The sequence below is a fragment of the Streptomyces antibioticus genome, from assembly GCF_002019855.1.
Classification (GTDB): Bacteria; Actinomycetota; Actinomycetes; order Streptomycetales; family Streptomycetaceae; genus Streptomyces; species Streptomyces antibioticus_B.
In genome coordinates this window covers 1,693,396-1,718,213 of record NZ_CM007717.1, presented here as the reverse complement: position 1 = coordinate 1,718,213, position 24,818 = coordinate 1,693,396, and the positions used below count along the sequence as shown (strand labels likewise).

The following is a 24,818-nucleotide window of genomic DNA, read 5'->3' as shown; positions in this document are numbered from 1 at the left end:
ATGCTGGAGTGAGCGGCGAGAGCGGGCAGGGGGGCGGTGGTGCGGCCGGGGAGGGCGCGCCGCCCGAGCAGCTCGCGCTGATCCGGGAGAGCGTACGGCGGGCCAAGGCGCCCCGGGCCAAGCCGCGGACCTGGCGGGGGGCCGAGCTGGCCCCGGAGCTGCCGGTGGCGCGGGTCCTCGTCGACAAGGGCGTGCTCCATCTCGACCGCTACTTCGACTACGCGGTGCCCGCCGAGCTGGACGCCGAGGCACAGCCCGGGGTGCGGGTGCGGGTGCGGTTCGGCGCCGGGCGCGGCCGGGTGCGGGAGGGCCGGCGCGAGGGCGGCGGGCTCATCGACGGCTTCCTGATCGAGCGGCTCGCCGCGTCCGACTACTCCGGCCCGCTCGCGGCGCTCGCCCAGGTCGTCTCGCCCGAACCCGTGCTGGGTGAGGAGCTGCTCGGGCTGGCGAGGGCCGTCGCCGACCGGTACGCGGGCAGCCTGGCGGACGTCCTCCAGCTCGCGGTGCCCCCGCGCAACGCGCGCGCCGAGCAGCGGCCCTCACCCGCCCCGCTGCCGCCGCCCCCGGCACCCGAGCCCGGGTCCTGGGCGCGGTACGAGCGGGGGAGCGCCTTCCTGGAGTCCCTGGCCGCGGGCGGAGCACCGCGCGCCGTGTGGAACGCGCTGCCGGGACCCGAGTGGAGCCAGGAGCTGGCCCGGGCCGTCGCCGCGACGCTCGCCTCGGGGCGCGGGGCCCTGGTCGTCGTGCCGGACGGACGGGCCGCCGCCCGGGTCGACGGCGCGCTGACGGCACTGCTGGGGGAGGGGCGGCACGCCCTGCTCACCGCGGACGCCGGGCCGGAGAAGCGGTACCGCGAGTGGCTGGCCGTACGGCGCGGGAGCGTGCGGGCGGTGGTCGGCACCCGGGCCGCCATGTTCGCCCCGGTCCGCGACCTCGGCCTGGTCGCGCTCTGGGACGACGGGGACGACAGCCACAGCGAGCTGCACGCCCCGCAGCCGCACGCCCGGGAGGTGCTGCTGCTGCGGGCCGCCCAGGACCGGTGCGCCTTCCTGATGGGCGGCTGGAGCTGCACCGTGGAGGGCGCGCAGCTCGTGGAGAGCGGCTGGGCGCAGGGGCTGGTCGCCGCCCGGGAGCAGGTGCGGCGGGCCGCTCCCCTGGTGCGCACCGTGGGGGACCAGGATCTCGCGCGGGACGAGGCGGCGCGGGCCGCCCGGCTGCCCACCCTCGCCTGGCAGACGGTCCGGGAGGGGCTGCGGCACGGGCCGGTGCTGGTCCAGGTGCCCCGGCGCGGATATGTGCCGCGGATGGCGTGCGCGCAGTGCCGGGCCGCCGCCCGGTGCCGGCACTGCGCCGGGCCGCTGGAGGCGCGGGACGGCGGGGCGCTGGGGTGCGGCTGGTGCGGGCGCGAGGAGAGCGCCTGGCACTGCCCGGAGTGCGGGTCGTTCCGGCTGCGGGCGCAGGTCGTCGGGGCCAGACGGACCGCCGAGGAGCTGGGGCGGGCGTTCCCTGCCGTACCGGTGCGGACCTCCGGGCGCGAGCAGGTGCTGGACACGGTGCCGGGGGCTCCCGCGCTGGTGGTGAGCACCCCGGGCGCCGAGCCGGTCGCCGAGGGCGGCTACGCGGCGGCGCTGCTGCTGGACGGCTGGGCGATGCTCGGCAGACCCGACCTGCGGGCCGGGGAGGACGCGCTGCGGCGGTGGCTCGCGGCGGCCGCGCTGGTGCGCCCGCAGGGGGACGGGGGGACGGTCGTCGTGGTCGCCGAGCCGACCCTGCGGCCGGTGCAGGCGCTGGTGCGGTGGGACCCGGTCGGGCACGCGGTGCGGGAGCTGTCCGAGCGGGCCGAGCTGGGGTTCCCGCCGGTCTCGCGGATGGCGGCGGTGTCCGGGAAGGGGGAGGCGGTGGCCGCGTTCCTGACGGCGGTCGAGCTGCCGGGGGAGGCGCAGGTGCTGGGGCCGGTGCCGCTGCCGCCGAGCCCCGCCGGGCGGCCCGCGCGGCCGGGGGCGCCGCCGCCCGGGGAGCACTGGGAGCGGGCGCTGATCCGGGTGCCGCCGGGGAGAGGGGCCGCGCTGGCCGCCGCCCTGAAGGCGGCGCAGGCCGCGCGGATGGCACGGGGTGGGCAGGACGCGGTGCGGGTGCGGATCGACCCGCCGGACATCGGCTGAGCCGGCCCCTCGGAGAGAGCATCCCGGGGGATGTGCGGCTGCCCTCCCGGGCGGGGGCCGAGAGGGCAGGGGGAGGAGTGGTGGAGGGCGGGAGGAAGGGTGCGGGGGGTGGATCAGCCGTTGCGGGGGCCGGGGAAGGCGGTGGGTCTCGCCTCGTCGCGCAGGGCCGGGCTGCCCGCGGTCGGCTGGGTCGGCATGGAGCGGGCGGCGGGGACCGTGGGCAGAGCGGTGGTCACGCCGACCGTGCGGGTGGTGGTGGCCGGCTCCGGGGCGCGCTCGGGCTCGGGGGTCTGCTGGGCGGCGGCGCGGCGGGCGCCGTAGCGGCGGTGCACCGCCTGCTTGGTGACGCCGAGCGCGGAGCCCACCGCGTCCCATGAGAAGCCGAGCGAGCGGTCGAAGTCCACCGCCGCGGTGACCAGGGTCTCGACGCTGTCCCGCAGTTCCTGGGCGAGGCGGACCGTCGGGGCGGGGGCGCGTCCGTAGACGACGAAGCCCGTGGCGGGGCCGGAGCGGCGGGGACGGTAGACGTTGCCCAACTGGGCGGTCAGGGTGCGCAGCGCGTCCACCTGCCGGCGGACCCGCTCGATGTCCCGCACCAGCAAGTGCAGGCTGGCCCGGGCCTGGGCGTCGTGGGTTGCATGGTCGGCCATGAACAAGCCTCTCGAACCGGCGTAGAAGAGATGGGAAGTCAACTCGTTCTTGACCAACGCGGGTTCGCTCCGCTGGTCACGGTGTGGGGGCGTATGGGCATATGCGTACGCCCCCCGCGGGGTCTTCGTCGGCGGCGGTCGTCCGGTGTGGCGTCATAAAATCGTGTGCTGCGTGTGCAGCCCGTCTTCCCGTTCCGTCCGAGAGGCCCGTGTCCCTTCATGAAGCTCGTCTTCGCCGGTACCCCCGAGGTCGCCGTTCCCGCCCTGGACGCCCTGATCGCCTCCGGGCGGCACGAGGTGGCCGCCGTCGTCACGCGGCCCGACGCGCCGGCCGGGCGGGGGCGCCGGCTGGTCGCGTCGCCCGTGGCCCAGCGGGCCGAGGAGGCCGGGATCGAGGTGCTCAGGCCGGAGCGGCCCCGGGACCCCGACTTCCTGGAGCGGCTGCGGGAGATCGCGCCGGACTGCTGTCCCGTCGTCGCCTACGGGGCGCTGCTGCCCCGGGTCGCGCTGGACATCCCCGCGCACGGCTGGGTGAACCTGCACTTCTCGCTGCTGCCCGCCTGGCGCGGCGCCGCCCCCGTGCAGCACTCGATCATGGCGGGCGACGAGATCACCGGCGCCTCCACCTTCCTGATCGAGGAGGGGCTCGACTCGGGCCCGGTCTACGGCACCGTCACCGAGGTGATCCGGCCCACCGACACCAGCGGGGACCTGCTGACCCGGCTCGCCTTCGCGGGCGCCGGGCTGCTCTCCGCGACGATGGACGGCGTCGAGGACGGCAGTCTGAAGGCCGTACCGCAGCCGCACGACGGCATCACCCTCGCGCCGAAGATCACCGTCGAGGACGCGCACATCGACTGGGCCGCCCCGGCGCTGCGCGTCGACCGGGTCGTGCGCGGCTGCACCCCCGCGCCCGGCGCCTGGACGGTCTTCCGGGGCGAGCGCCTCAAGCTCATCCAGGTGCAGCCCGTCCCGGGCCGTGACGACCTCGCCCCGGGCGCCCTGGCCGTCGGCAAGAACAGCGTCCACGTCGGCACCGGCTCCTACGCCGTCGAGCTGCTGTGGGTCCAGGCCCAGGGCAAGAAGCCGATGCGGGCGGCCGACTGGGCCCGCGGGGTCCGGATCGCCGACGGGGAGCGCCTCGGGGACTAGAGACTCCGGCCGGCCAGGGCGAGGCGCCGCGCGTTCCGGGTCCCGGGAGGCGCCGCGCGTCCGGGTCCCGGCACCGTCGTACGCTGGGACGCGGACCCCGAATTCCAGAAAGCGGAGCACCTTTTTCGTGAGCGAGTCGTCCTCCCGTCCCCGTAAGCCCGCCAAGCCGTACCGGCGGCCGCAGAAGGACCCCGTCCGTTTCCTCGCCTTCGAGGCCCTGCGGGCCGTGGACGAGCGGGACGCGTACGCGAACCTCGTGCTGCCGCCGCTGCTGCGCAAGGCCCGGGAGAAGGAGGGACCGGAGAAGTTCGACGCGCGGGACGCGGCCCTCGCCACCGAGCTGGTCTACGGCACCCTGCGCCGGCAGGGCACCTACGACGCCGTGATCGCGGCCTGTGTGGACCGGCCGCTGCGCGAGGTCGACCCGCCGGTGCTGGACGTGCTCAGCCTCGGGGTGCACCAGTTGCTCGGCACGCGCATCCCGACGCACGCGGCCGTCTCCGCCTCCGTGGAGCTGGCGCGGGTCGTGCTCGGCGACGGCCGGGCCAAGTTCGTCAACGCCGTGCTGCGCAAGGTCGCCGCCCAGGACCTGGACGCCTGGCTCGTCCAGGTCGCGCCGCCCTACGACGACGACCCCGAGGACCATCTCGCCGTCGTGCACTCGCATCCGCGCTGGGTGGTCTCCGCGCTGTGGGACTCCCTCGGCGGCGGGCGCGCCGGGATCGAGGACCTGCTGGAGGCCGACAACGAACGCCCCGAGGTGACCCTGGTGGCCCGGCCCGGCCGTGCCACCACCGACGAGCTGCTCGACAGGGAGTCGGCCGTCCCGGGCCGCTGGTCGCCGTACGCGGTGCGGCTGGCCGAGGGCGGTGAGCCCGGCGCCGTCGACGCCGTGCGCGAGGGGCGTGCCGGGGTGCAGGACGAGGGCAGTCAGCTCGTGGCGCTGGCCCTGGCGAACGCCCCGCTGGAGGGCCCCGACCGGCTCTGGCTCGACGGCTGCGCGGGCCCCGGCGGCAAGGCCGCGCTGCTCGCCGCGCTCGCGGCCGAGCGCGGGGCGACGCTCGTCGCCGCCGAGAAGCAGCCGCACCGGGCGGGTCTGGTGGCGAAGGCGCTGAACGGCAACCCCGGCCCCTACCAGGTGATCACCGCCGACGGGACCCGTCCGCCGTGGCGGCCCGGCTCCTTCGACCGGGTGCTGATGGACGTGCCGTGCACCGGCCTGGGCGCCCTGCGCCGCCGTCCCGAGGCGCGCTGGCGCCGCCGTCCGGAGGACCTGGACACCTTCGCGCCCCTTCAGCGCGGCCTGCTGCGCACCGCGCTGGAGTCGGTCCGGGTCGGCGGTGTCGTCGGCTACGCCACCTGCTCGCCGCATCTCGCCGAGACCCGCGCGGTGGTCGCCGACGTCCTCAAGCAGTTCCCGGACGCCGACCTGATCGACGCCCGTCCCCTGCTGCCGGGCGTGCCGGCCCTGGGCGAGGGGCCCGACGTCCAGCTCTGGCCGCATCTGCACGGCACCGACGCCATGTATCTGGCGCTCATCCGCCGGACCGGCTGACCTCCTCGGGTTCCGCCCCGGTGGCCGTGCCGTCCTCGCGCGCCAGGCGGTGCGGCCACCACACCTTCGGGCCGATGTCCAGGAACAGGGACGTCACCAGGACCGAGCGGACGACGAAGGTGTCGAGCAGGACGCCCAGGGCGACCGCGAAGCCGATCTCGGCGAAGGCGACCATCGGCAGGGTGCCGAGGGCGGCGAAGGTGCCGGCCAGCACCAGACCGGCGGAGGTGATGACCGCGCCGGTGGCCGCCAGGCCCGTCACCACGCCCCGGCGGGTGCCCTGGCGGCCGGCCTCCTCGCGGATCCGGGTCGTCAGGAAGATGTTGTAGTCGATGCCCAGGGCGACCAGGAAGACGAAGACGAAGAGCGGGAAGTCCGTCGCCTCGCCCGCGTAGTCGAAGACATGCCGGAAGGCGAGCGCGCTGAGGCCGAGCGCCGCCGCGAACGACAGGATCACCGTCCCGACCAGCAGCAGCGGCGCGATCACGGCGCGCAGCAGGGCCGCCAGGATCAGCAGGACCACGATCAGCACCAGCGGGATGATCAGCAGGTTGTCGTGGGTGGTCGCCCGGTCCATGTCGAGCAGGGCCGCCGTGCCGCCGCCCACCTGGGCGTCGGCGTCGGGCACCGCGTGCACGGCGTCCCGGACCCGCTCGACGGTCTGTTTCGCGGCCTCGCTGTCCGACGGGTCGGTCATCGTCGCCTCGAACAGCACCTGGCCGTCGTGGACCGGTTTCGTGCCCGGTGGCCGGCCCAGGGAGTCCGGCACCACGCCCTCGGTGCCCGCGACCGCCCGGCTCACCTGCCCGGCCTGGGCCTCGTCGGAGACGATCACCAGGGGGTCGCCGCTGCCCGCCGGGAAGTACTCCTCGGAGACCCGCTGGCCGGTGATGGAGTCGGGGGTGCCGGTGAAGGCGTCGGCGTTGCCGATGCCCTCCGCGCGCAACTGGATCAGCCCGAGCGAACAGACGGCCAGGACCAGGGCCGTGACGATCCAGACCGTGCGCGGACGCCGGGCGATGCCGCGCCCGGTGCGGGCCCAGACGCCCCCCTCGGTCGGGTCGGGCGCCCCGAAGTGCGGGATCACCGGCCAGAAGATCCAGCGGCCGAAGATCACCAGCAGGGCCGGGAACAGGGTCATCATCGCCAGCAGCGCGACCGCCACCCCGATCGCGGCGACCGGGCCGAGCCCGCGCGTGGAGTTCATCTCGGCGGCCAGCAGCACCAGCATGCTCAGCACCACCGTGGCGCCGGAGGCCAGCACGGCCGGGCCCGCCCGGTGCAGGGCGAGCGCCATCGCCTCGTGCCGGTCCTCGTGCCGGCGCAGCTCCTCCCGATAGCGGGCCACCAGCAGCAGGGCATAGTCCGTCCCCGCGCCGAACACCAGCACCGTCAGAATCCCCGCGCTCTGTCCGTTCACGGTCAGGCCCGCGTGCTCGGCCAGGAAGTAGATCACGGACTGCGCGGTGAACAGCGCGGCGATCACCGCGAGCAGCGGCACCACGAGCAGGGTCGGACTGCGGTAGGTGATCAGGAGCATGACGATGACGACGCCCATCGCCGCGAACAGCAGGGTGGAGTCGATGCCCTCGAACGCCTCGGAGAAGTCCGCCGAGGTGCCGCCGGGTCCGGTGATGTGCACGGCGAGACCGTCGCCGCCCTCGCCGACGACGTCACGGATCGAGTCGACGGCCGGCGCGATGCGCTCCCAGCCCTGCTCGTCCATGGTGATGGGGACGTAGATCTGGGCGGCGCGCGGGTCCACCGGCCGGTCGTAGACCGGGCCGCGCGTCTCGGCGCCCCGGATGCCGTGGTCGGTGAGCTGCCTGAGCTGGACCGCGTCCTCGGCGATCGCGGCGCGGTCCTGTGCCGTCAGACCGCCGTCGCGGGCGTACACCACGACCGCGGGGATCTGCTCGGGACGGAAGTCCTTGGAGATCTCCAGCACCTGGGTGGACTCCGCCGAGCCCGGCAGCCAGGAGGCCGCGTCGTTGTCCTGGGCGTCGGTGAGCTTCTGGGCGAACGGCGCCGTCAGGAACAGCAGCACCAGCCAGAGCACCAGCACCAGCCACTTGGCGCGCCGCCCGCAGACGAGATGCGCGATCCCGCGCTTGCCGGGCGCTGTGGTCCCACCGTTCCCGCTCGTCATGCCGACCCCCGTCGGTCAGGGGCGCGGGGAACTGCGCGACAAGCCCCCCACGGCCCGCGGTGTGCCCACGACGGTACCCGCACCCGCGCCCGCGCACCCAGCCCGAGCGGACCGGTGCGGCCGGCCCCCGGAGGGCATGGCAGGCTTGGGGCATGGCCGCGCAGATCAACCCCAGCATCCTGTCCGCCGACTTCGCCCGCCTCGCGGACGAGGCCAGGGCGGTGGAGGGAGCCGACTGGCTCCACGTCGACGTGATGGACAACCATTTCGTCCCGAACCTCACGCTCGGTGTGCCGGTCGTAGAGTCGCTGGCCCGTGCGACGGACACCCCGCTGGACTGCCATCTGATGATCGAGGCCCCCGATCGCTGGGCCCCGCAGTACGTCGAGGCGGGTGCCTCGTCCGTCACCTTCCACGTCGAGGCCGCCGCCGCCCCGGTGCGGCTCGCCCGCGAGATCCGGGCCAAGGGCGCCCGTGCCTCCATGGCGCTCAAGCCCGCGACGCCGATCGAGCCGTACGAGGACCTGCTGCCCGAGCTCGACATGCTGCTGATCATGACGGTCGAACCGGGCTTCGGGGGCCAGGCGTTCCTCGACATCATGCTCCCCAAGATCCGCCGCACCCGCGAGTTGATCAGCAAGCACGGCCTCGAACTGTGGCTTCAGGTGGACGGCGGTGTCTCGGCCTCGACGATCGAGCGGTGCGCCGACGCGGGAGCCGACGTCTTCGTGGCCGGTTCCGCGGTCTACGGCGCCGAGGACCCGGCCGAGGCGGTCCGCGCCCTGCGCGCCCGGGCGGAGGCGGCGACGGCCGGGGCGAGCTGGGCCTGCGCCCACTGAGGCCCGGTCCGCGGCAGGGAGCGTTCACCGGACGGATCGCCGTACGGACAGCCCGCTGAACACGCACTCCGTGCGGCCACCGGGCCACAGGAACGTGAACGACTCCCATCAGGGCTGATCAAGACCGCCGAATCTGCGAGGATGAACGGCGTATCCAGAGTGTGAACAGCAGTGAGGAGATCGCCGTGTCGGGTATGTCGGCAGGCCGGTCAGCCATGCGGATGGGACCCGCAGAGCTGGTGCAGGCGGCGGCCATGGCCCGCCGCTTCTACCTCGAGGGCAAATCCAAGATCCAGATCGCGGAGGAGTTCGGCGTCAGCCGCTTCAAGGTGGCCCGGGTCCTGGAGACCGCCCTCGAACGGGATCTCGTACGCATCGAGATCCGGGTGCCGGCCGAACTGGACGCGGAGCGCTCCGACGCGCTGCGCGCCCGCTACGGCCTCCGGCACGCCGTGGTGGTGGAGTCGCCGGCCGACGCCGAGGACTCGCCCGATCCGGAGAATCTGGGGGAAGTGGCCGCCGATCTGCTCGGCGAGCTGGTGAACGAGGGGGACGTCCTGGGCCTGGCCTGGGGCCGCTCCACCATCAACATGGCGGCGGCCCTCGACCGGCTGCCGCCGTGCACGGTCGTGCAGCTCACGGGCGTGTACGACGCCGGGACCGCCGAGCGCGGCTCGGTGGAGGCCGTCCGCCGCGCCGCCCAGGTGTCCGGCGGCGACGCGCACCCCATCTACGCGCCGATGCTGCTGCCGGACGCGGCCACCGCGGCCGCGCTGCGCAACCAGACCGGGATCGCCCGGGCCTTCGAGTACTTCGACAAGGTCACGGTCGCCTGTGTCTCCATCGGCTCCTGGGAGCCGGGCATCTCGACGGTGCACGACATGCTCAGCGACGAGGAGCGGGCGCACTACGCCTCGCTCGGCGTCGCCGCCGAGATGTCCGCGCACCTCTTCGACGCCGACGGCCGCCGGGTCGGGCGCGACCTGGGCGAGCGGTGCATCACGGTCAAGGCCGACCAGCTCCGCCGGATCCCGGAGGTCGTCGCGATCGCGGGCGGGCAGCGCAAGGCCGCCGCGATCGACGCGGTGCTGCGGTCCGGGCTGGTCACCAGCCTGGTCACGGACACGTCCGCGGCCGACTATCTGATGACGGCGGGGCCGACGCCCAAGCCGGCCCTCAACCGGTCGGACCCGGACGGGATCTGACGGCGCCCGACGGGGCATCGAGAGAGGGGGCGGCCGTATCGGCCGCCCCCTCTTCCTCGTCGACCGGCACTCGATCAACGGGCCCTCGGAGGATCCTCCAAGGGCCCCCGTGAGCTGCTTGGACGTTCTGCCCGGGCGTTGCGGCCCGGTCGTCATGGGACAATGAAGTACGTGCTTTTCCCTCTGGCCGGCCGGTCGGGGGGTCACCTCTGATCGACCGGGATGTGCAGCACGTGCGTTTCCTCAACGACATCCAGCCCGCCTACGACCTCACCTACGACGACGTCTTCATGGTGCCGAGCCGCAGCGCGGTCGGATCTCGTCAGGGCGTGGACCTCTCCTCACCGGACGGCACGGGCACCACGATCCCGCTGGTCGTCGCCAACATGACCGCCGTCGCCGGCCGCCGGATGGCCGAGACCATGGCCCGCCGCGGCGGACTCGTCGTGATCCCCCAGGACATCCCGATCGACGTCGTCACCGACGTGGTCTCCTGGGTCAAGAGCCGGCACCTGGTGCTGGACACCCCGATCCGGCTCGCCCCGCACCAGACCGTCGCCGACGCCCTCGCCCTGCTGCCCAAGCGGGCGCACAACGCCGGGGTCGTCGTCGACGAGCAGGGCCGTCCCGTCGGTGTCGTCACCGACCAGGACCTCAACGGCGTCGACCGCTTCACCCAGCTCGAGGTCGTCATGTCCCGCGACCTGCTCCTGCTGGACGCCGGCATCGACCCCCGCGAGGCGTTCAACGTCCTCGACGCGGCCAACCGGCGCTACGCCCCGGCCGTCGACGAGGACGGCAAGCTGGCCGGCATCCTCACCCGCAAGGGCGCCCTGCGCGCCACGCTCTACACCCCGGCCACCGACGCGCAGGGGCGGCTGCGGATCGCCGCCGCCGTCGGCATCAACGGCGATGTGGCCGGCAAGGCCAAGCAACTGCTCGACGCGGGCGTGGACACGCTCGTCATCGACACCGCGCACGGCCACCAGGAGTCGATGATCAGCGCGATCCGCACGGTGCGCGCCCTCGACCCGCAGGTGCCGATCGCGGCCGGCAACATCGTCGCCGCCGAGGGCGTCCGGGACCTGATCGAGGCGGGCGCCGACATCATCAAGGTCGGCGTCGGACCGGGCGCCATGTGCACCACCCGCATGATGACCGGCGTGGGCCGGCCGCAGTTCTCGGCGGTCCTGGAGTGCGCGGCCGAGGCGAAGAAGTACGGCAAGCACGTCTGGGCCGACGGCGGTGTCCGCCACCCCCGTGACGTCGCGATGGCCCTGGCGGCCGGCGCGTCCAACGTGATGGTCGGCTCCTGGTTCGCCGGCACCTACGAGTCGCCCGGCGACCTCCAGCAGGACGCCGACGGCCGCCTCTACAAGGAGTCGTTCGGCATGGCGTCGGCGCGCGCCGTGCGCAACCGCACCTCCGAGGAGTCCTCCTACGACCGTGCCCGCAAGGCGCTGTTCGAGGAGGGCATCTCCACCTCCCGGATGTTCCTCGACCCGGCCCGCCCGGGCGTCGAGGACCTGGTGGACTCGATCATCGCGGGCGTCCGCTCCTCCTGCACCTACGCCGGCGCGGGCTCGCTGGAGGAGTTCGCCGAGAAGGCGGTCGTCGGCATCCAGAGCGCGGCCGGCTACGCGGAGGGCAAGCCGCTGCACGCGAGCTGGTAGCGCCCGGTGGCTCCGCGGGGGTGTTTTCCGCGGGGCCGCAACGAAAGCGCAGCCTTGTGCGAGGAACGCAACGATCTTGCGTGGATGCGCAAGGTTGCTGCATTACACCCGCTATGCCCCTGCTCATAGGGTCGTGCGCTGTACGTAGCGTGGCGGGGACCCCGCTCGGTGGGTCCCTGCTCGCGCAGGTGTGCCTCCGGTCCCCGTCGCGCCGAGAGCCAGCGACGAAGGAGTCCCCGCGTGCTCGACCAAGGCGCACCCCCGCAGGACCGCACCCAGGCCGCCCCACCGTCCCCGGGGCCGGCCGCCCGTCTGATGCGGCGCAAGCCGGTCGAACGCCTGGTTGCCGAGGGCGGCCACGGCGAGGGAGGCTCGCTGCGGCGCACCCTCGGGCTCTGGCAGCTCACCATGATCAGCATCGGTGCGACGCTCGGCACGGGCATCTTCGTGGTCCTCGGCGAGGCCGTCCCCAAGGCCGGTCCCGCCGTCACCCTGTCGTTCGTGATCGCCGGTCTCACGGCGCTCTTCTCCGCCCTGTCCTACGCCGAGCTGGCCGGCACCATCCCGGTCGCCGGCTCCTCGTACTCGTACGCGTACGCGACGATGGGCGAACTCGTCGCCTGGGTCTGCGGCTGGTGTCTGGTCCTGGAGTACGGCGTCTCGGTCGCCGCCGTGGCCGTCGGCTGGGGCGAGTACCTCAACGAACTGCTCGACGGCACGATCGGCGTCACCATCCCGGACGCGCTGTCGGCGCCGCCCGGGGACGGCGGTGTCTTCAACCTCCCCGCGCTGATCGTCGTGCTGCTCGCCATGGCCTTCCTGCTCGGCGGCGCCCGGGAGTCGGCGCGCGCCAACACCGTCATGGTGGTCGTGAAGATCGCCGCGCTGGTGATGTTCTGCGCGATCGGCGTCCAGGGCCTGCGCTCGGGCAACTACGAGAACTTCATGCCGCTGGGCATGGCGGGCGTCAGCGCCGCCGGGGCCACGCTCTTCTTCTCGTACATCGGCTTCGACGCCGCCTCCACCGCCGGTGAGGAGGCCAAGAACGCCCAGCGCGACCTGCCGCGGGCGATCATGCTGTCCCTGGTCATCGTCACCGCGCTGTACGTCCTGGTCGCCGCCGTCGCCGTCGGCGCCAAGCCCTGGCAGCGGTTCGGGGACTCCGAGGCCGCGCTCGCCCAGATCATGCGCGAGGTGACCGGCCAGTCCTTCTGGGGCACCCTGCTCGCCTTCTGCGCGGTCATCGCCATCGCCAGCGTCGTCCTGACTGTCCTCTACGGCCAGACCCGCATCCTGTTCGCGATGTCCCGGGACGGTCTGGTGCCCAAGGTGTTCTCGAAGGTCCACCCGAAGACCGGCACGCCCCGCGCCAACACGCTGATCGTGTCCCTGTTCTGCGGGGTGCTGGCCGCCGCGATCCCGCTGGGCCAGCTCGCCGACGCCACCAGCATCGGCACGCTGTTCGCCTTCGCGCTCGTGAACGTGGCCGTCGTGGTGCTGCGCCGCAGCCGTCCCGAGATGCCCCGCACCTTCCGGGTGCCGCTCTCGCCGGTGCTGCCCGCGCTGGGCTTCGCGTTCTGCGTCTGGATGATGGGCAGCCTGTCGGCCGTCACCTGGGTGGTCTTCGGAGTCTGGATGGCGGTCGGGCTCGTGTTCTACTTCGGATACGGCTACCGCCGCTCCCGGCTCGCCGTGACCGCACCGTCCGTAGCATCCGCACCATCCGAGAAGTGATCATCCCACTGTGCTGAACGATCTCGACGAACGCATCGTGCACGCCCTCGCCGAGGACGCCCGCCGCTCCTACGCGGACATCGGCGCCCTGGTGGGCCTGTCCGCCCCCGCCGTGAAACGGCGCGTGGACCGGCTGCGGGCGACCGGCGCCATCACCGGCTTCACCGTACGGGTGGACCCGGCGGCGCTCGGCTGGGAGACCGAGGGGTTCGTCGAGATCTACTGCCGGCGCAACACCTCCCCGGAGACCATCCAGCGGGGCCTGGAGCGCTACCAGGAGGTCGTGGCCGCCTCCACCGTCACCGGGGAGGCGGACGCGGTCGCCCAGGTCTTCGCCTCCGACATGCGCCACTTCGAACGCGTCCTGGAGCGGATCGCGGGGGAGCCCTTCGTGGAGCGCACCAAGTCGGTCCTGGTGCTCTCCCCGCTGCTCCGGCGCTTCTCCTCGGGCTCACCCACCTGACACGGACTCATCCGGCCGTCTTGCGCGCCAGCGCGTTGTTGCCGATCGAGTTGTGGACGCTGAAGCTCACCGCGTCCGAGCGGTACCGGTCGTCCGACCACTCCACCGGACGCCCCTCGTAGGTGGTCGTCACCCGCCGGACCCGCAGCAGCGGGCTGGTGCGGCGCACGCCGAGCAGCTCGGCGTCCCGCGCCCCCGCCGCGACCGCGTCGATGACGTGCTCGCCGTAGGCGAAGACCAGCCCGGTGTCGTCCAGCAGACGCTGTGTCACGGACGGGCAGTCGGGCTCGATCGGCTCGACGGCGGGGGCGATCCAGTCGGCGTACACGGTCCGCTCCAGCAGCACCGGTTCGCCGTCGAGACCGCGCACCCGCAGCACGTGCAGCACCGGGCTTCCGGTGTCCACCTGGAGGCGTACGGCGTCCTCGGCGCCGGCCGGCCGGTACTCCTGCGCGACCACCCGGCCGGTCGCGGCGCGGCCCATCGCGCGTGCCCACTGGGCGAAGCTGCGCAGTTCGGCGAAGCTCTGGCTGCGGCGGCTGGCCAGCACCACCCGGCGGGCGCCCTGCCGGGAGCCGATGAGCCCCTCGGCGGTCAGGGCGGCGACGGCCTGGCGGACCGTGCCGCGCGAGACGCCGTAGCGGGTGGCGAGGTCGGTCTCGGCGGGCAGCAGCGCACCGACCGCGTACTCCTCGCGGCCGATCGCGCGGCGCAGTTCGTCGGCGATCTCCTCGTGTCGCGCCGGCATGCTTCCCCTTCGTGTCGACCGCTGTGCACAGTCTGACCAGCGTAGTCGACCCGCGGCGCGACCCGCCCCCGGTCGCAACTGTCCGTGAAATCGGGGCTCAGGGTTTCGCCGGTGTTCATGAAGGGGACACCAGCGGCGTGCGTACTGAGGGCAACTTGTTCAGACAAGTTGCCCTCGTCTCCTGCATTCTCACGCGTCCCCTGGAGAAGCCGTGACCGTGTCCCTGCCGAGAACCGCCGCCCTCGGCGTCGTCGCCGCGCTCGCCCTGAGCGCCTGCGGCGCCGCCCCCGACGACTCCACCACCGCCGACGGCAAGAACGCCGCCACCGCCACCTCCGCCGCCGACTTCGGCGGTCTCGACGCCCTGGTGAAGGCGGCGAAGAAGGAAGGCACGCTCAACGCCATCGCGCTGCCCCGCGACTGGGCCAACTACGGCGCCCTCATCGACGGCTTCCAGAAGAAGTACGGCATCAAGATCGAGGTCGAGAACCCGGACGGCTCCAGCCAGGACGAGATCAACGCCGTCACCACCCGCAAGGGCCAGGACCGCGCCCCGGACGTCCTCGACCTCGGCAGCTCCTTCGCGCTGAGCGCCGCCGAGCAGGGCCTGCTCGCGCCGTACAAGGTGGCCGCGTTCGACGACATCCCGGAGGGCCAGAAGGACGCCCAGGGCCGCTGGTACAACGACTACGGCGGCTACATCTCCATAGGCTGCGACGCCAAGCGCGTCAGCTCCTGCCCCACCACCTTCGCCGACCTGCTCAAGCCCCGCTACAAGGGCCAGGTCGCCCTCAACGGCAACCCCACCAAGTCCGGCGCGGCCTTCGGCGGCGTCTACGCGGCCGCGCTCGCCAGCGGCGGCTCCTTCGACGACATCCAGCCCGGCCTCGACTTCTTCGCGAAGCTGAAGAAGAACGGCAACTACACGCCCGTCGAGTCCACCCCGGCCACCGTCGAGAAGGGCGAGACCCCGATCAGCATCGACTGGGACTACCTCAACGCCGGTTACGCGGACGAGTTCAGGACCAAGGGCGTGGACTGGAAGGTCGCGGTCCCCTCCGACGGACAGTTCGCCCAGTTCTACTCCCAGGCCATCAACAAGGACGCCCCGCACCCGGCCGCCGCCCGGCTGTGGCAGGAGTACCTCTACAGCGCCGAGGGCCAGAACCTCTGGCTCGCCGGCTACGCCCGGCCGGTGCTGATGAACGCCCTCGACCAGGCCGGCACCCTCGACAAGGCGGCCGCCGCCAAGCTGCCCCAGGTCTCCGGGACGCCCGCCTTCCCGAGCGAGGAGCAGCAGAGCAAGGCCAAGACCGTGCTCGCCCAGGGCTGGGCGAAGGCCGTCTCCGGATGACGGCCACCGCCGTACGGGTCGACACGGCGTCCGCCGCTTCACCGAAGCGGCGGCGCCGGTCCCTCGGCTGGGTCGCCGTCGTCCCGCTGCTCGCCTTCACCGCCCTGGCCTTCGGCCTGCCCGCCCTCGCCATGCTGAACGGCGCGTTCACCGTGGACGACCCGGCCACCGGCGCCACCGCCTACACCGCCGACAACCTCACGGCCTCGCTCCAGGGCGCCTACCTCACCGCCCTGCTCGGCAGCGTCAAGCTGTCCGCCGTCTCGGCGGGCCTGGGCGCGCTCCTCGGGCTGCCGCTCGCCCAGGCCGTGGTGACCTCCCGGTTCCGCGCGCTGCGCGAGGCCGTCCTCACCGCCTCCGGCGTCCTCGCCAACTTCGGCGGGGTCCCGCTGGCCTTCGCGTTCGTCGCCACCCTCGGCAACGCGGGCGTCCTGACCCGGCATCTGGGCCTGACCGACAAGGGCTGGGACCTCTACAGCTTCTGGGGACTGGTCATCGTCTACCTGTACTTCCTGATCCCGCTGATGGTCCTCACCATCACCCCCGCCCTGGAGGGCCTGCGCCCCCAGTGGCGCGAGGCCGCCCAGAACAACGGCGCCACCCCCGCCCAGTACTGGCGGCACGTGGCCCTGCCGGTGCTGCTGCCCTCGCTCCTGGGCGGTCTGGTGCTCCTGTTCGGCAGCGCCTTCGCCGCCTACGCCACCGCCGCCGCCATGGTCGGCAGCTCCATCCCGCTGGTGACCCTCCAGATCGCCGACGCGATCTCGGGCAACGTGCTGGTCGGGCAGGAGAACGTGGCGCTCGCCCTCAGCCTCGACATGGTGCTGGTCGCGGGCCTGGTGATGGCCGTCTACCTGCCCCTCCAGCGAAGGAGCGCGCGATGGCTCGCCTGAACCTGTGGCGGTGGGGCGTGCTCGGCCTCGCCGGCCTGTACTTCCTGGTGCCGCTGGCCGCCTCCGTCGTCTTCACGGTCGACGTCCCCGGACAGGGCGTCACCTTCGACGCCTACACCCGGATCTTCGCCACCGAGGGCTTCACCTCCAGCCTGCTGCTCTCCCTGGAGCTGGCCGCCGCGACCATCGCCGTCGTCCTGCTGCTGACGGTGCCCGCCGTGGTCGCGCTGCGCCTCGGCTCACCCCGGCTGCGGCCGGTCGTGGAGGTGGTCTGCTCGCTGCCGCTGGTCGTGCCGCCGATCGCCTTCGTGGCCGGCATCGGCACGGTCCTGCGCTGGGGGCCCGAACACTTCTCCCGCACCCCGCTGTTCCAGACCTTCGTGGCCGTCCAGAACCCGGACTTCCCCTTCGTCCTCGTCCTGGCCTACGTCGTGATGGCGCTGCCGTTCGTCTACCGGGCGCTGGACGCGGGCCTGCGCGCCGTCGACGTCCGCACCCTCGTCGAGGCCGCCCGCAGTTGCGGTGCCAACTGGCCGCAGGCGCTGCTGCGGGCGGTCCTGCCCAATCTGCGCGGCGCCCTGCTCAACGCGTCCTTCCTCACGCTGGCCCTGGTGCTCGGCGAGTTCACCGTCGCCCAGTTGCTCGGCTTCCGGCCCTTCGCCGTGTGGATCGTGAACGTCAGCGGCTCGCAGGCCCAGCTCTCCGTCGCGGTGTCCGTGCTCAGCCTGCTCGTGACCTGGCTCCTGCTCCTCGCGCTCGCCGGTGTCGGCGGCCGCACCCGTCCAACCTCCCGGGGATGAACCACCATGACCGTGACGACCGTTCAGAAGGCCGCGACCGTCGAATTCCGCGCCCTGCGCCGTGAGTTCGGGCCGACCGTCGCCCTCGACGGACTCGACCTGACCGTCCGGCCCGGCGAACTCCTCGCCCTGCTGGGCCCGTCCGGCTGCGGCAAGACCACCGCCCTGCGGCTGCTCGCCGGCTTCGAACACCCCGACTCCGGCGCGGTGCTGGTCGACGGCGAGGACGTGACCCGGATCCCGGCCCACCGCCGCGACGCCGGGATGGTCTTCCAGTCGTACAGCCTCTTCCCGCATCTCGACGCGCTCGACAACGTGGCCTTCGGGCTGCGGATGCGGAAGGTGCGCACGGCCGAACGGCGGGCCCGGGCCGCCGAGTTGCTGGAGCTGGTCGGCCTCGCCGACAAGGGCGGGCGGTTCCCGCACCAGCTCTCCGGCGGCCAGCAGCAGCGCGTCGCCCTGGCCCGCGCCCTCGCCCTGCGGCCCCGCGTCCTGCTCCTGGACGAACCGCTGTCGGCGCTCGACGCCAAGGTGCGGCTCAGCCTGCGCGAGGAGATCCGCCGGCTCCAGCGGGAGCTGGGCATCACCACCCTGTTCGTCACCCACGACCAGGAGGAGGCCCTGTCCATGGCGGACCGGGTCGCCGTGATGCACGCCGGACGCCTCGAACAGTGCGCGGAACCCGCCGAGTTGTACGGGCGGCCCGCCACCGCGTTCGTCGCCGAGTTCGTCGGCACCATGAGCCGGATCCCGGGCCGCACGGCCGGCGGCGAGGTCGAGGTGCTCGGACAGCGGCTGCCCGTCGACGGCCCCCTGCCGACGGCCGCCGAGGTCGACGTCCTGGTCCGGCCCGAAGCCGTCCGGGTGAGCGCCGACGCCGACGGCGACGCCCTCGTGTCCGCAACGTCCTTCCTGGGCGCGGCCGTTCGCGTGACCGTCCGGCTCGCCGACGGCACCGAGGTGAAGGCCGACCTGCCCGCCCACGAGGCCGCCGGACTCGCCGCCGGCTCCCCGGTGACCGTGTCGCTGCCGCCGCGCCCGGTGCTGGTCGCGGACCGTACGTCCTGAACGCCTTCGACATCCCCCCACGCCCGTACGAAAGAGAGAACCGTGACTCGACTCCCGCTCCAGGCCGTCCTGTTCGACATGGACGGCACGCTCGTCGACACCGAGCGCCTGTGGTGGGAGGCGGTGGAGCAGGTGGCCGGCCGGACGCTGACCGAGGCGGACCGGCCGGACGTGCTCGGCCGCGCGGTCGAGCACACCGCCGACTGGCTGGCCGCCGCCACCGGCGCCCCGGCCGCCGGACTCGCGCGGGCCCTGCACCGCGAGTTCGCCGACCGCGTCCGCACCGGCATCGCCCCCCGCCCCGGCGCCCTCGCCCTGCTCGACGCCCTCGCCCGCGAGGGCATCCCCACCGCCCTGGTGACCGCCTCCCCGCGTGCGGTCGCCGACACCGTGCTGGCCGCGCTCGGCACGCACCGCTTCGCCGTCTCCGTCACCGCCGACGACACCGGCCGCACCAAGCCCGCCCCCGACCCCTACCTGGCCGCCTGCCGGGCCCTGGGCGTCGACCCGGCGGCCTGCGTCGCCGTCGAGGACACCGAGACCGGGGTCGCCTCCGCCGAGGCGGCCGGCTGCGCGGTCCTCGCCGTACCCTCCCTGGCGCCCGTCCCGGCGGCGCCCGGCCGGACCCTGCGGACCAGCCTGGAGGGCGTCACCGTCGCCGACCTGCGCGCCCTGTTGCCGCACCGGCTGCGGGTGATGACCTGGAACCTCTGGTACGGCGGCACCAAGGTCCGCGACCACCGCGCCAAGCAGCTCAAGGCCATCACGGAGACCGACGTCGACGTGGTCGGCCTCCAGGAGACGAACGGCACCGCCGCCCGGGAACTCGCCGACGCCCTCGGCTGGTACGTCCACGAGGCCGGCGAGAACCTGGGCGTGATCAGCCGCTTCCCCGTCACGGCGCGGCTCGGCGACCCCGACGTCGGCTTCTACGGCGCGGCCGGCGCCCGCGTCCGGATCGCCGAGGGCGTGGAGGCCGACATCTGGACGGCCCACCTCCACTACACGCCGTACGGGCCCTACGAGGCCGCCTTCGACGCGCTGCCGGCCGCCGGCCTGGTCGCCCACGAGGAGGTGCGGCTCGCGCAGCTCAGGGACGCCCTGGAGCGCATCGGCGACAGCGGCCCGGCCGGCCCGGTCGTTCTCGTGGGCGACTTCAACTGCCCCTCCCACCTGGACCGGACCGACGCCCCCTGGCCGGTGACGAAGGCGGCCGAGGCGGCGGGCTTCGCCGACTCCTACCGCGAGGCGCACCCCGACCCCGTCCGGGACCCCGGCCACACCTGGTCCCCGGTGCACGCCGAGCACGAGGACGGCAGCGGCCGCCCCGAGCCCCAGGACCGGATCGACTACGTCCTGCACCGGGGTGGCCTGCGGGTTCTCGACTCCCGGACCTACGTCCGCGGCACGCCCCGGCCCTGGCCGGACGTCGAGGACAACGCCTGGCCGTCCGACCACGCGGCGGTGATCACCACGTTCGTCGTGACCGAGAAGTGATCTGAAGTAACCCGTGGCAACCATTGCGGCGCCGACTGATCATCCCGTAGCTTGTGCCGCACTTTGTACTGAGTACTGACTGGTAACCACGGCAGGTAATCCATGCGCTGGCCCGTCGGCCGTCCCACCACCGTCCGCACCAGGATCGTGGCGCTCGCACTCGCCCCGGTGGTGGCCCTGATGGCACTGTGGACCTTCGCCATGGTGTCGGTCACCGCCGAACTGCGCGCCCTGATCCGCCTCCAGGGGGTCTACGAGGACTTCGGCACCCCCGTCGACACCGCCGTCGGTCAGATCCAGATCGAGCGGCGGCTGTCGGCCGCCTACCTCGGCGCGTCCCACGACACGGACGCCGCCGGGGAACTCCTCGCCCAGCAGCGCCGCACCGACCGCGCCGTGAGCGCCATGCGCGACGCGATCCAGGACGGCGACCGCAGCCGGCTCACCGGCACCCAGCGCGAGTCGCTGGAGACGATGCTCCGGGCCTCCGACGGCCTCGACCCGCTGCGCGACCGGGTCCTCTCCCGCAAGCTCACCTGGGACCGGGCCGTCACCGAGTACGGCGCGATCGTGGAACCCGGCTTCGACGCCGAGTCCGCGCTCACCGCCCTCCAGGCCGGACAGCTCGCCCGCGAGGCCCAGGTCGTCATCGAACTCGTCCGGGTACGGGAGTTCGTCTCCCGCGAGGACGCCCTGGTCGCCGGGGCGCGTGCCGCCGGCACCCTGACCGACCGGCAGTACGACACCCTGACGGCCACCATCGAGGACCGGCGCGTCTTCGAGCACACCTACGTGCCGGACCTGCCGGCCGACTCGCGCGCCCTCTTCGAGAGCTTCCAGCGCGGGGAGCTGCACCGCTCGCTGGTCGAGGGCGAGGACGCCCTGCTGCGGGCCGGTCCGGCGCGCGCCGGGAAGGCCGTCGCGGCCGACACCTGGCGCACCACCACCGACCGCGCCGTCAAGCGCTACATGGAGCTGTGCACCCAGTCCGCCGAGAACTCCGCCGCCCGCGGCCGGGACTTCGCCTACGGGGAACTCACCAAGGCGGCCGTGGCCGGCTTCGTCGGACTGGCCGCCGTCGGCCTGTCGCTGTGGTTCTCGGTGCGCGGCGCCCGGCGCATCTCCCGGCGCCTGGAGACCCTGCGGGACGACGCCGACCTGCTCGCCACCCGCCAACTCCCCGACGTGATGCGGCGGCTGAGCGCCGGCGACGACGTGGACGCCGTCGCCGAGGCGCCGCCGCTGGCCGCCGAGGAGGGCGATGCCGACGAGATCGACCAGGTCGGCCGCTCCTTCAACAGCGCCCGCCTGGCCGCCGTCGAGGCCGCCGTCACCCAGGCGACCCTGCGCCGCGGCCTGTTCGCGGTGCTCCTCAACATCGCCCGCCGCAACCAGGCGCTGGTCCACCGCCAGCTCAAGCTCGTCGACACCCTGGAACGGCGCACCGACGACCCGGAGATCCTCGGCCAGCTCTTCGGGATCGACCATCTCACCACCCGGATGCGCCGCCACGCGGAGAGCCTGATCATCCTGTCCGGCGCGGTCCCCGGGCGCCGGTGGCGACGCCCTGTGCCGGTCGCGGACGTGGTGTCCTCCGCGGTGGGCGAGATCGAGGACTACACCCGGGTCGTCGTCCCGCCGATGCCCGAGATCGGTGTCGCCGCCGACGCCGTGGCCGACGTGGTCCACCTGATCGCCGAACTGCTGGAGAACGCCACGGTGTTCTCCCCGCCGCACACCCAGGTCACCGTGCGGACCGGACGGGTGTCGGGCGGCTTCGTCGTGGAGATCGACGACCGGGGCCTCGGCCTCGACCCCGACCAGCTCGCCGACGCCCAGCGCACGCTCACCGACCCGGACGCCTTCGACCCGACCCGGCACGACCGGCTCGGCCTCTACGTCGTCGGACGCCTCGCCGCACGCCACGACATCCAGGTCACCCTGCGCGACTCGCCCTACGGCGGCACGACCGCGGTGGTACTCCTCCCGTCGACGGTCCTGGCCCCGGCCACTCCCACGGACGACGCGACGCCCGAGGACGCCCGCACGCCCGGCCATGCCGTCCCGGAGGCCCGGACCCCGGACATCGCCCGCCCGGCACACCACACCGGCGAGGCCCACGACACCGCGCGGCCGCTCACCGACCGAGTCCCGGCACCCGAGGACGCCCGGACGTCCGGCCGTGCCGTGCCGGAGGCCCGGACCCCGGACACCGCCCGCCCGGCGCATCGCACCGGTGAGGCCCACGACACCGCGCGGCCGCTCAGCGACCGCGTCCCGGAGCACCACGTCGCCGGGGCCCCCGGTCCCGCCGAGCCGCCGGCCGGGCACGACCGTGCCCCGGGACCGCTCACGCACGGAGTCCGGGAAGGGGCCCCGTCCACCGGGCACGAAGGGGGCCGGGGGCCCGTGGGCTCGGCGGGCACCGCGCCGGCCGGGACCGAGGGATCCGGTGGCGCCCCGGCACCGGCCGGGCCCCCGGCGTCCGCGCTGCCCCGGCGTGTGCGGCAGGCGTCGCTGGCCGCGCCGTTGCGCGACGAGCCGCCCGCCCGGGACGCGACCCCCGAGCGCGAGGTCGACGCCGAGGAGATGCGGGCCGTCTTCGGCTCCTTCCAACGAGGTCTGGAACGCGGCCGCCAGGGCCTGCCCACGCGGAGAGACGGCGACGAAGGCACGGAGGCCGACCATGCACAGTGACGACCAGACCCCCGAGCCCGTGGCACCCGAGGCCGACGCCCCCGGCGCACCCGGCACGGGCCTCGGCTGGCTGCTCGACGACCTCGTCGCCAGGACCGACCATGTGCGCCACGCCGTCCTCCTCACCGCCGACGGCCTGCCCCTGAGCCACTCGGAGGGCATGCCGGGACGGGACATCGAGCACCTGGCCGCCGTCTGCTCCGGCTTCCACAGCCTGGCCCGCTCGGCGGGCGAGCGCTTCGAGGCGGGCGAGGTCCGGCAGACGATGGTGATGCTGGAGGAGGCGTACCTCTTCATCACCCCGGCCGGCGACGGCAGCCGGCTGGCCGTGCTCAGCGACGTGCGCACCGACGTCGGACAGCTCGCCCACGAGACGGCCCTGCTGGTCCGCCGGCTGGGCAGCCATCTGGACGCCGCCGCGCGCACGGCCACCTGATCCGGCTGTGACGGACCACTGGTACGAGGACGAGACCGGGCCGATGGTGCGCCCCTACACCGTCACCCGCGGCCGCACCCAGCCCTCGGGGCGGCACACCATCGACCTGATGTCCTGGGTCACCGCCCTGGACGCGGAGCCGTCAGGCCCGGAGGTCGATCACGCCCGCAGCGCCCTGCTGGACCTGGTGCGCCGCGGAGCGCGCCCCGTGGTCGAGCTGGCCGCGGACGCCGACCTGCCCCTGACCGTCGTCCGCGTGCTGCTCGGCGACCTGGCCGAGGCCGGCCTCCTGCGCATCGACCCGCCGCGCCGCGTCCTGCCCCCGGGCCTGAAGGCGGACCCGGGCCTGCTCCAGGAGATCGTCGACCGGCTCCGCGAACTCTGAAATCCGCTGGGCAGCGGCGCCCCGGCTGTCTACCATCGAAGACATGACCTGGCGACATTGATCCTCACCCGCACCCCGACACCCCGCCGCGACCGGAGTCCGGCGGCTCACCGGCACGCTCTACGGCTACGCGTTCCTCGACGAGTTCGTGCTGTTGTACCCGGTGTACGCGCTGCTGTTCGCCGACACCGGCCTGTCCGTCTGGCAGATCTCCTCGCTGTTCGTCCTGTGGTCGGCGACCGGAGTCCTGCTGGAGGTCCCCTCCGGCGCCTGGGCGGACGCCTTCTCCCGCCGCGCCCTGCTGTGGCTCGGCCCGCTGCTGGGCGCCGCCGGCTTCGCCCTGTGGGTGCTCGTCCCCTCGTACTGGGCGTTCGCGGCCGGATTCGTCCTGTGGGGCGTGCGCGGCGCGCTCGGCTCGGGCGCGCTGGAGGCCCTCGTCTACGAGGAACTGGAGCGGCTCGGCGCCGCCCACCGGTACGCCCGGGTGATGGGCCGCGCCCACGCCGTCGGACAGGCCGCCGCGATGGCCGCCATGGGCCTGGCCGGCCCGCTCTTCGCCGCCCACGGCTACCCGGCGGTCGGCGCCGCCAGCGTGCTGGCCTGTCTGCTGTGCGCCGCGACCGCGACCCGCTTCCCCGAACACCGCGCCCCGGCCGACGGCACCGACGGCACCGAGGGCCCCGGCTGGGCGGCCACCCTGCGCGCCGGGCTCGGCGAGGCCCACCGGGACCGCTCGGTGCGGGGCGCGCTGCTGCTGGTGCCGGCCGTCTCCGCGGTCTGGGGAGCCCTGGACGAGTACACACCGCTGCTGGTCCGTGACACCGGCGTCGCCGACGCGACCGTCCCTTATCTGCTCATGCTGCTCTGGGCCGGGGTCACCGCGGGCAGCCTGCTCGCCGGGCCCGCCGAGCGGCTGGGCCGTACCGGGTTCGCCGTCCTGCTCACCGTCTCGGCGCTCGCCCTCGCCGCCGGCGCGGTCACCGGCACACCGGCCGGCATCGCGCTCGTCGCCCTCGCCTTCGGCGGGTTCCAGCTCGCCACCGTCCTGGCCGACGTCCGGCTCCAGCACCGCATCGAGGACGGCGCCCGGGCCACCCTCACCTCGGTGGCGAGCCTGGGCACCGAGGCCGTCACCATCGGCGTGTACGCCGGTTACGCGGCCCTCGCCGGCCTCGGCGGCCATGCCGCGGCCTTCGCGCTGTGCGCGGTTCCGTACCTGGTCACAGCGGTGGTGACGGCCTCGGCGAGGAGAAGGTGAGGGCCGCCCCGGACCCCCGCGATCACGGCGCGCAACGAATCGCCGCCGGGCGCCCCGGGCACGCAACGTTCCGCTCACCGGCGCGCAACGGCTCCTTCTT

At 74.0% G+C, this 24,818-nt stretch carries 20 protein-coding genes; 17 read left to right on the top strand and 3 right to left on the bottom strand.

The annotated features are described in order from the left end of the window. The first annotated feature begins 8 nt into the window (after positions 1-8). Positions 9-2,162: a primosomal protein N' gene (locus tag AFM16_RS07590; protein ID WP_078632859.1), complete on the top strand. Its 2,154-nt coding sequence runs from the start codon at positions 9-11 to the stop codon at positions 2,160-2,162. A gap of 113 nt (positions 2,163-2,275) precedes the next feature. Here AFM16_RS07590 and AFM16_RS07585 read toward each other — a convergent pair whose 3' ends face one another. After that, positions 2,276-2,812 carry a hypothetical protein gene (locus AFM16_RS07585; protein ID WP_030785836.1) on the bottom strand — a complete coding sequence of 179 codons (537 nt, stop codon included), beginning with the start codon at positions 2,810-2,812 and terminating at the stop codon, positions 2,276-2,278. A 219-nt stretch (positions 2,813-3,031) separates the two neighbouring features. Here AFM16_RS07585 and fmt point away from each other — a divergent pair, with 219 nt between their 5' ends. After that, complete coding sequence (fmt, locus tag AFM16_RS07580; RefSeq protein WP_030785834.1) at positions 3,032-3,964, top strand: methionyl-tRNA formyltransferase; 933 nt, start codon at positions 3,032-3,034, stop codon at positions 3,962-3,964. Positions 3,965-4,091: 127 nt separating this feature from the next. Next, positions 4,092-5,519, top strand: coding sequence for an RsmB/NOP family class I SAM-dependent RNA methyltransferase (locus tag AFM16_RS07575; RefSeq protein ID WP_078632858.1), 1,428 nt, complete (start codon positions 4,092-4,094; stop codon positions 5,517-5,519). On the opposite strand, the gene AFM16_RS07570 is transcribed toward AFM16_RS07575, so the two are convergent. Next, positions 5,500-7,668 (bottom strand): MMPL family transporter, encoded by a 2,169-nt coding sequence (locus AFM16_RS07570; protein ID WP_078632857.1) that lies wholly within the window; start codon positions 7,666-7,668, stop codon positions 5,500-5,502. The two genes, AFM16_RS07575 and AFM16_RS07570, sit on opposite strands and share 20 nt — an antisense overlap. 152 nt (positions 7,669-7,820) lie before the next feature. Between AFM16_RS07570 and rpe the strand changes: the two genes are divergently transcribed. The 5 genes from rpe to AFM16_RS07545 all read left to right on the top strand — a co-directional run bounded on the left by rpe (position 7,821) and on the right by AFM16_RS07545 (position 13,582). Beyond that, on the top strand, positions 7,821-8,507 hold the full coding sequence (gene rpe / locus AFM16_RS07565; RefSeq protein ID WP_030785819.1) for a ribulose-phosphate 3-epimerase: 687 nt from the start codon (positions 7,821-7,823) through the stop codon (positions 8,505-8,507). Positions 8,508-8,668: 161 nt separating this feature from the next. Then, positions 8,669-9,712 carry a sugar-binding transcriptional regulator gene (locus AFM16_RS07560; protein WP_030785816.1) on the top strand — a complete coding sequence of 348 codons (1,044 nt, stop codon included), beginning with the start codon at positions 8,669-8,671 and terminating at the stop codon, positions 9,710-9,712. A 233-nt stretch (positions 9,713-9,945) separates the two neighbouring features. Then, positions 9,946-11,385 (top strand): GuaB1 family IMP dehydrogenase-related protein, encoded by a 1,440-nt coding sequence (locus AFM16_RS07555; RefSeq protein ID WP_078632856.1) that lies wholly within the window; start codon positions 9,946-9,948, stop codon positions 11,383-11,385. Positions 11,386-11,625: 240 nt separating this feature from the next. Beyond that, positions 11,626-13,119 carry an amino acid permease gene (locus AFM16_RS07550; protein ID WP_030785809.1) on the top strand — a complete coding sequence of 498 codons (1,494 nt, stop codon included), beginning with the start codon at positions 11,626-11,628 and terminating at the stop codon, positions 13,117-13,119. A gap of 10 nt (positions 13,120-13,129) precedes the next feature. Continuing rightward, positions 13,130-13,582 carry an Lrp/AsnC family transcriptional regulator gene (locus AFM16_RS07545; RefSeq protein WP_030785806.1) on the top strand — a complete coding sequence of 151 codons (453 nt, stop codon included), beginning with the start codon at positions 13,130-13,132 and terminating at the stop codon, positions 13,580-13,582. Between the two features lie 7 nt (positions 13,583-13,589). On the opposite strand, the gene AFM16_RS07540 is transcribed toward AFM16_RS07545, so the two are convergent. Next, positions 13,590-14,330 carry a GntR family transcriptional regulator gene (locus tag AFM16_RS07540; RefSeq protein WP_030785804.1) on the bottom strand — a complete coding sequence of 247 codons (741 nt, stop codon included), beginning with the start codon at positions 14,328-14,330 and terminating at the stop codon, positions 13,590-13,592. Positions 14,331-14,541: 211 nt separating this feature from the next. Here AFM16_RS07540 and AFM16_RS07535 point away from each other — a divergent pair, with 211 nt between their 5' ends. From AFM16_RS07535 to AFM16_RS07495, 9 genes are all read left to right on the top strand, one after another. Next, positions 14,542-15,684: an ABC transporter substrate-binding protein gene (locus AFM16_RS07535; RefSeq protein WP_078632855.1), complete on the top strand. Its 1,143-nt coding sequence runs from the start codon at positions 14,542-14,544 to the stop codon at positions 15,682-15,684. Further along, positions 15,681-16,577 carry an ABC transporter permease gene (locus AFM16_RS07530; RefSeq protein ID WP_030785798.1) on the top strand — a complete coding sequence of 299 codons (897 nt, stop codon included), beginning with the start codon at positions 15,681-15,683 and terminating at the stop codon, positions 16,575-16,577. Before AFM16_RS07535 ends, AFM16_RS07530 begins: the two co-directional genes overlap by 4 nt. Continuing rightward, a complete protein-coding gene (locus AFM16_RS07525; protein WP_030785795.1) occupies positions 16,565-17,377 on the top strand; it encodes an ABC transporter permease in 813 nt (270 codons plus the stop codon). Before AFM16_RS07530 ends, AFM16_RS07525 begins: the two co-directional genes overlap by 13 nt. Before the next feature lie 6 nt (positions 17,378-17,383). After that, complete coding sequence (locus AFM16_RS07520) at positions 17,384-18,445, top strand: ABC transporter ATP-binding protein (RefSeq protein ID WP_078632854.1); 1,062 nt, start codon at positions 17,384-17,386, stop codon at positions 18,443-18,445. A gap of 42 nt (positions 18,446-18,487) precedes the next feature. Then, positions 18,488-19,942, top strand: a complete 1,455-nt coding sequence (locus AFM16_RS07515) for an HAD-IA family hydrolase (RefSeq protein ID WP_078632853.1) — start codon at positions 18,488-18,490, stop codon at positions 19,940-19,942. 102 nt (positions 19,943-20,044) lie between these two features. Next, positions 20,045-22,639, top strand: a complete 2,595-nt coding sequence (locus AFM16_RS07510) for a sensor histidine kinase (protein ID WP_078632852.1) — start codon at positions 20,045-20,047, stop codon at positions 22,637-22,639. After that, positions 22,629-23,075, top strand: coding sequence for a roadblock/LC7 domain-containing protein (locus AFM16_RS07505; protein ID WP_078632851.1), 447 nt, complete (start codon positions 22,629-22,631; stop codon positions 23,073-23,075). The genes AFM16_RS07510 and AFM16_RS07505 overlap by 11 nt, the downstream gene beginning before the upstream one ends. Before the next feature lie 7 nt (positions 23,076-23,082). Then, positions 23,083-23,460: a DUF742 domain-containing protein gene (locus AFM16_RS07500; protein ID WP_030785785.1), complete on the top strand. Its 378-nt coding sequence runs from the start codon at positions 23,083-23,085 to the stop codon at positions 23,458-23,460. A gap of 148 nt (positions 23,461-23,608) precedes the next feature. Continuing rightward, a complete protein-coding gene (locus AFM16_RS07495) occupies positions 23,609-24,718 on the top strand; it encodes an MFS transporter (RefSeq protein ID WP_078632850.1) in 1,110 nt (369 codons plus the stop codon). Positions 24,719-24,818: the final 100 nt, after the last annotated feature.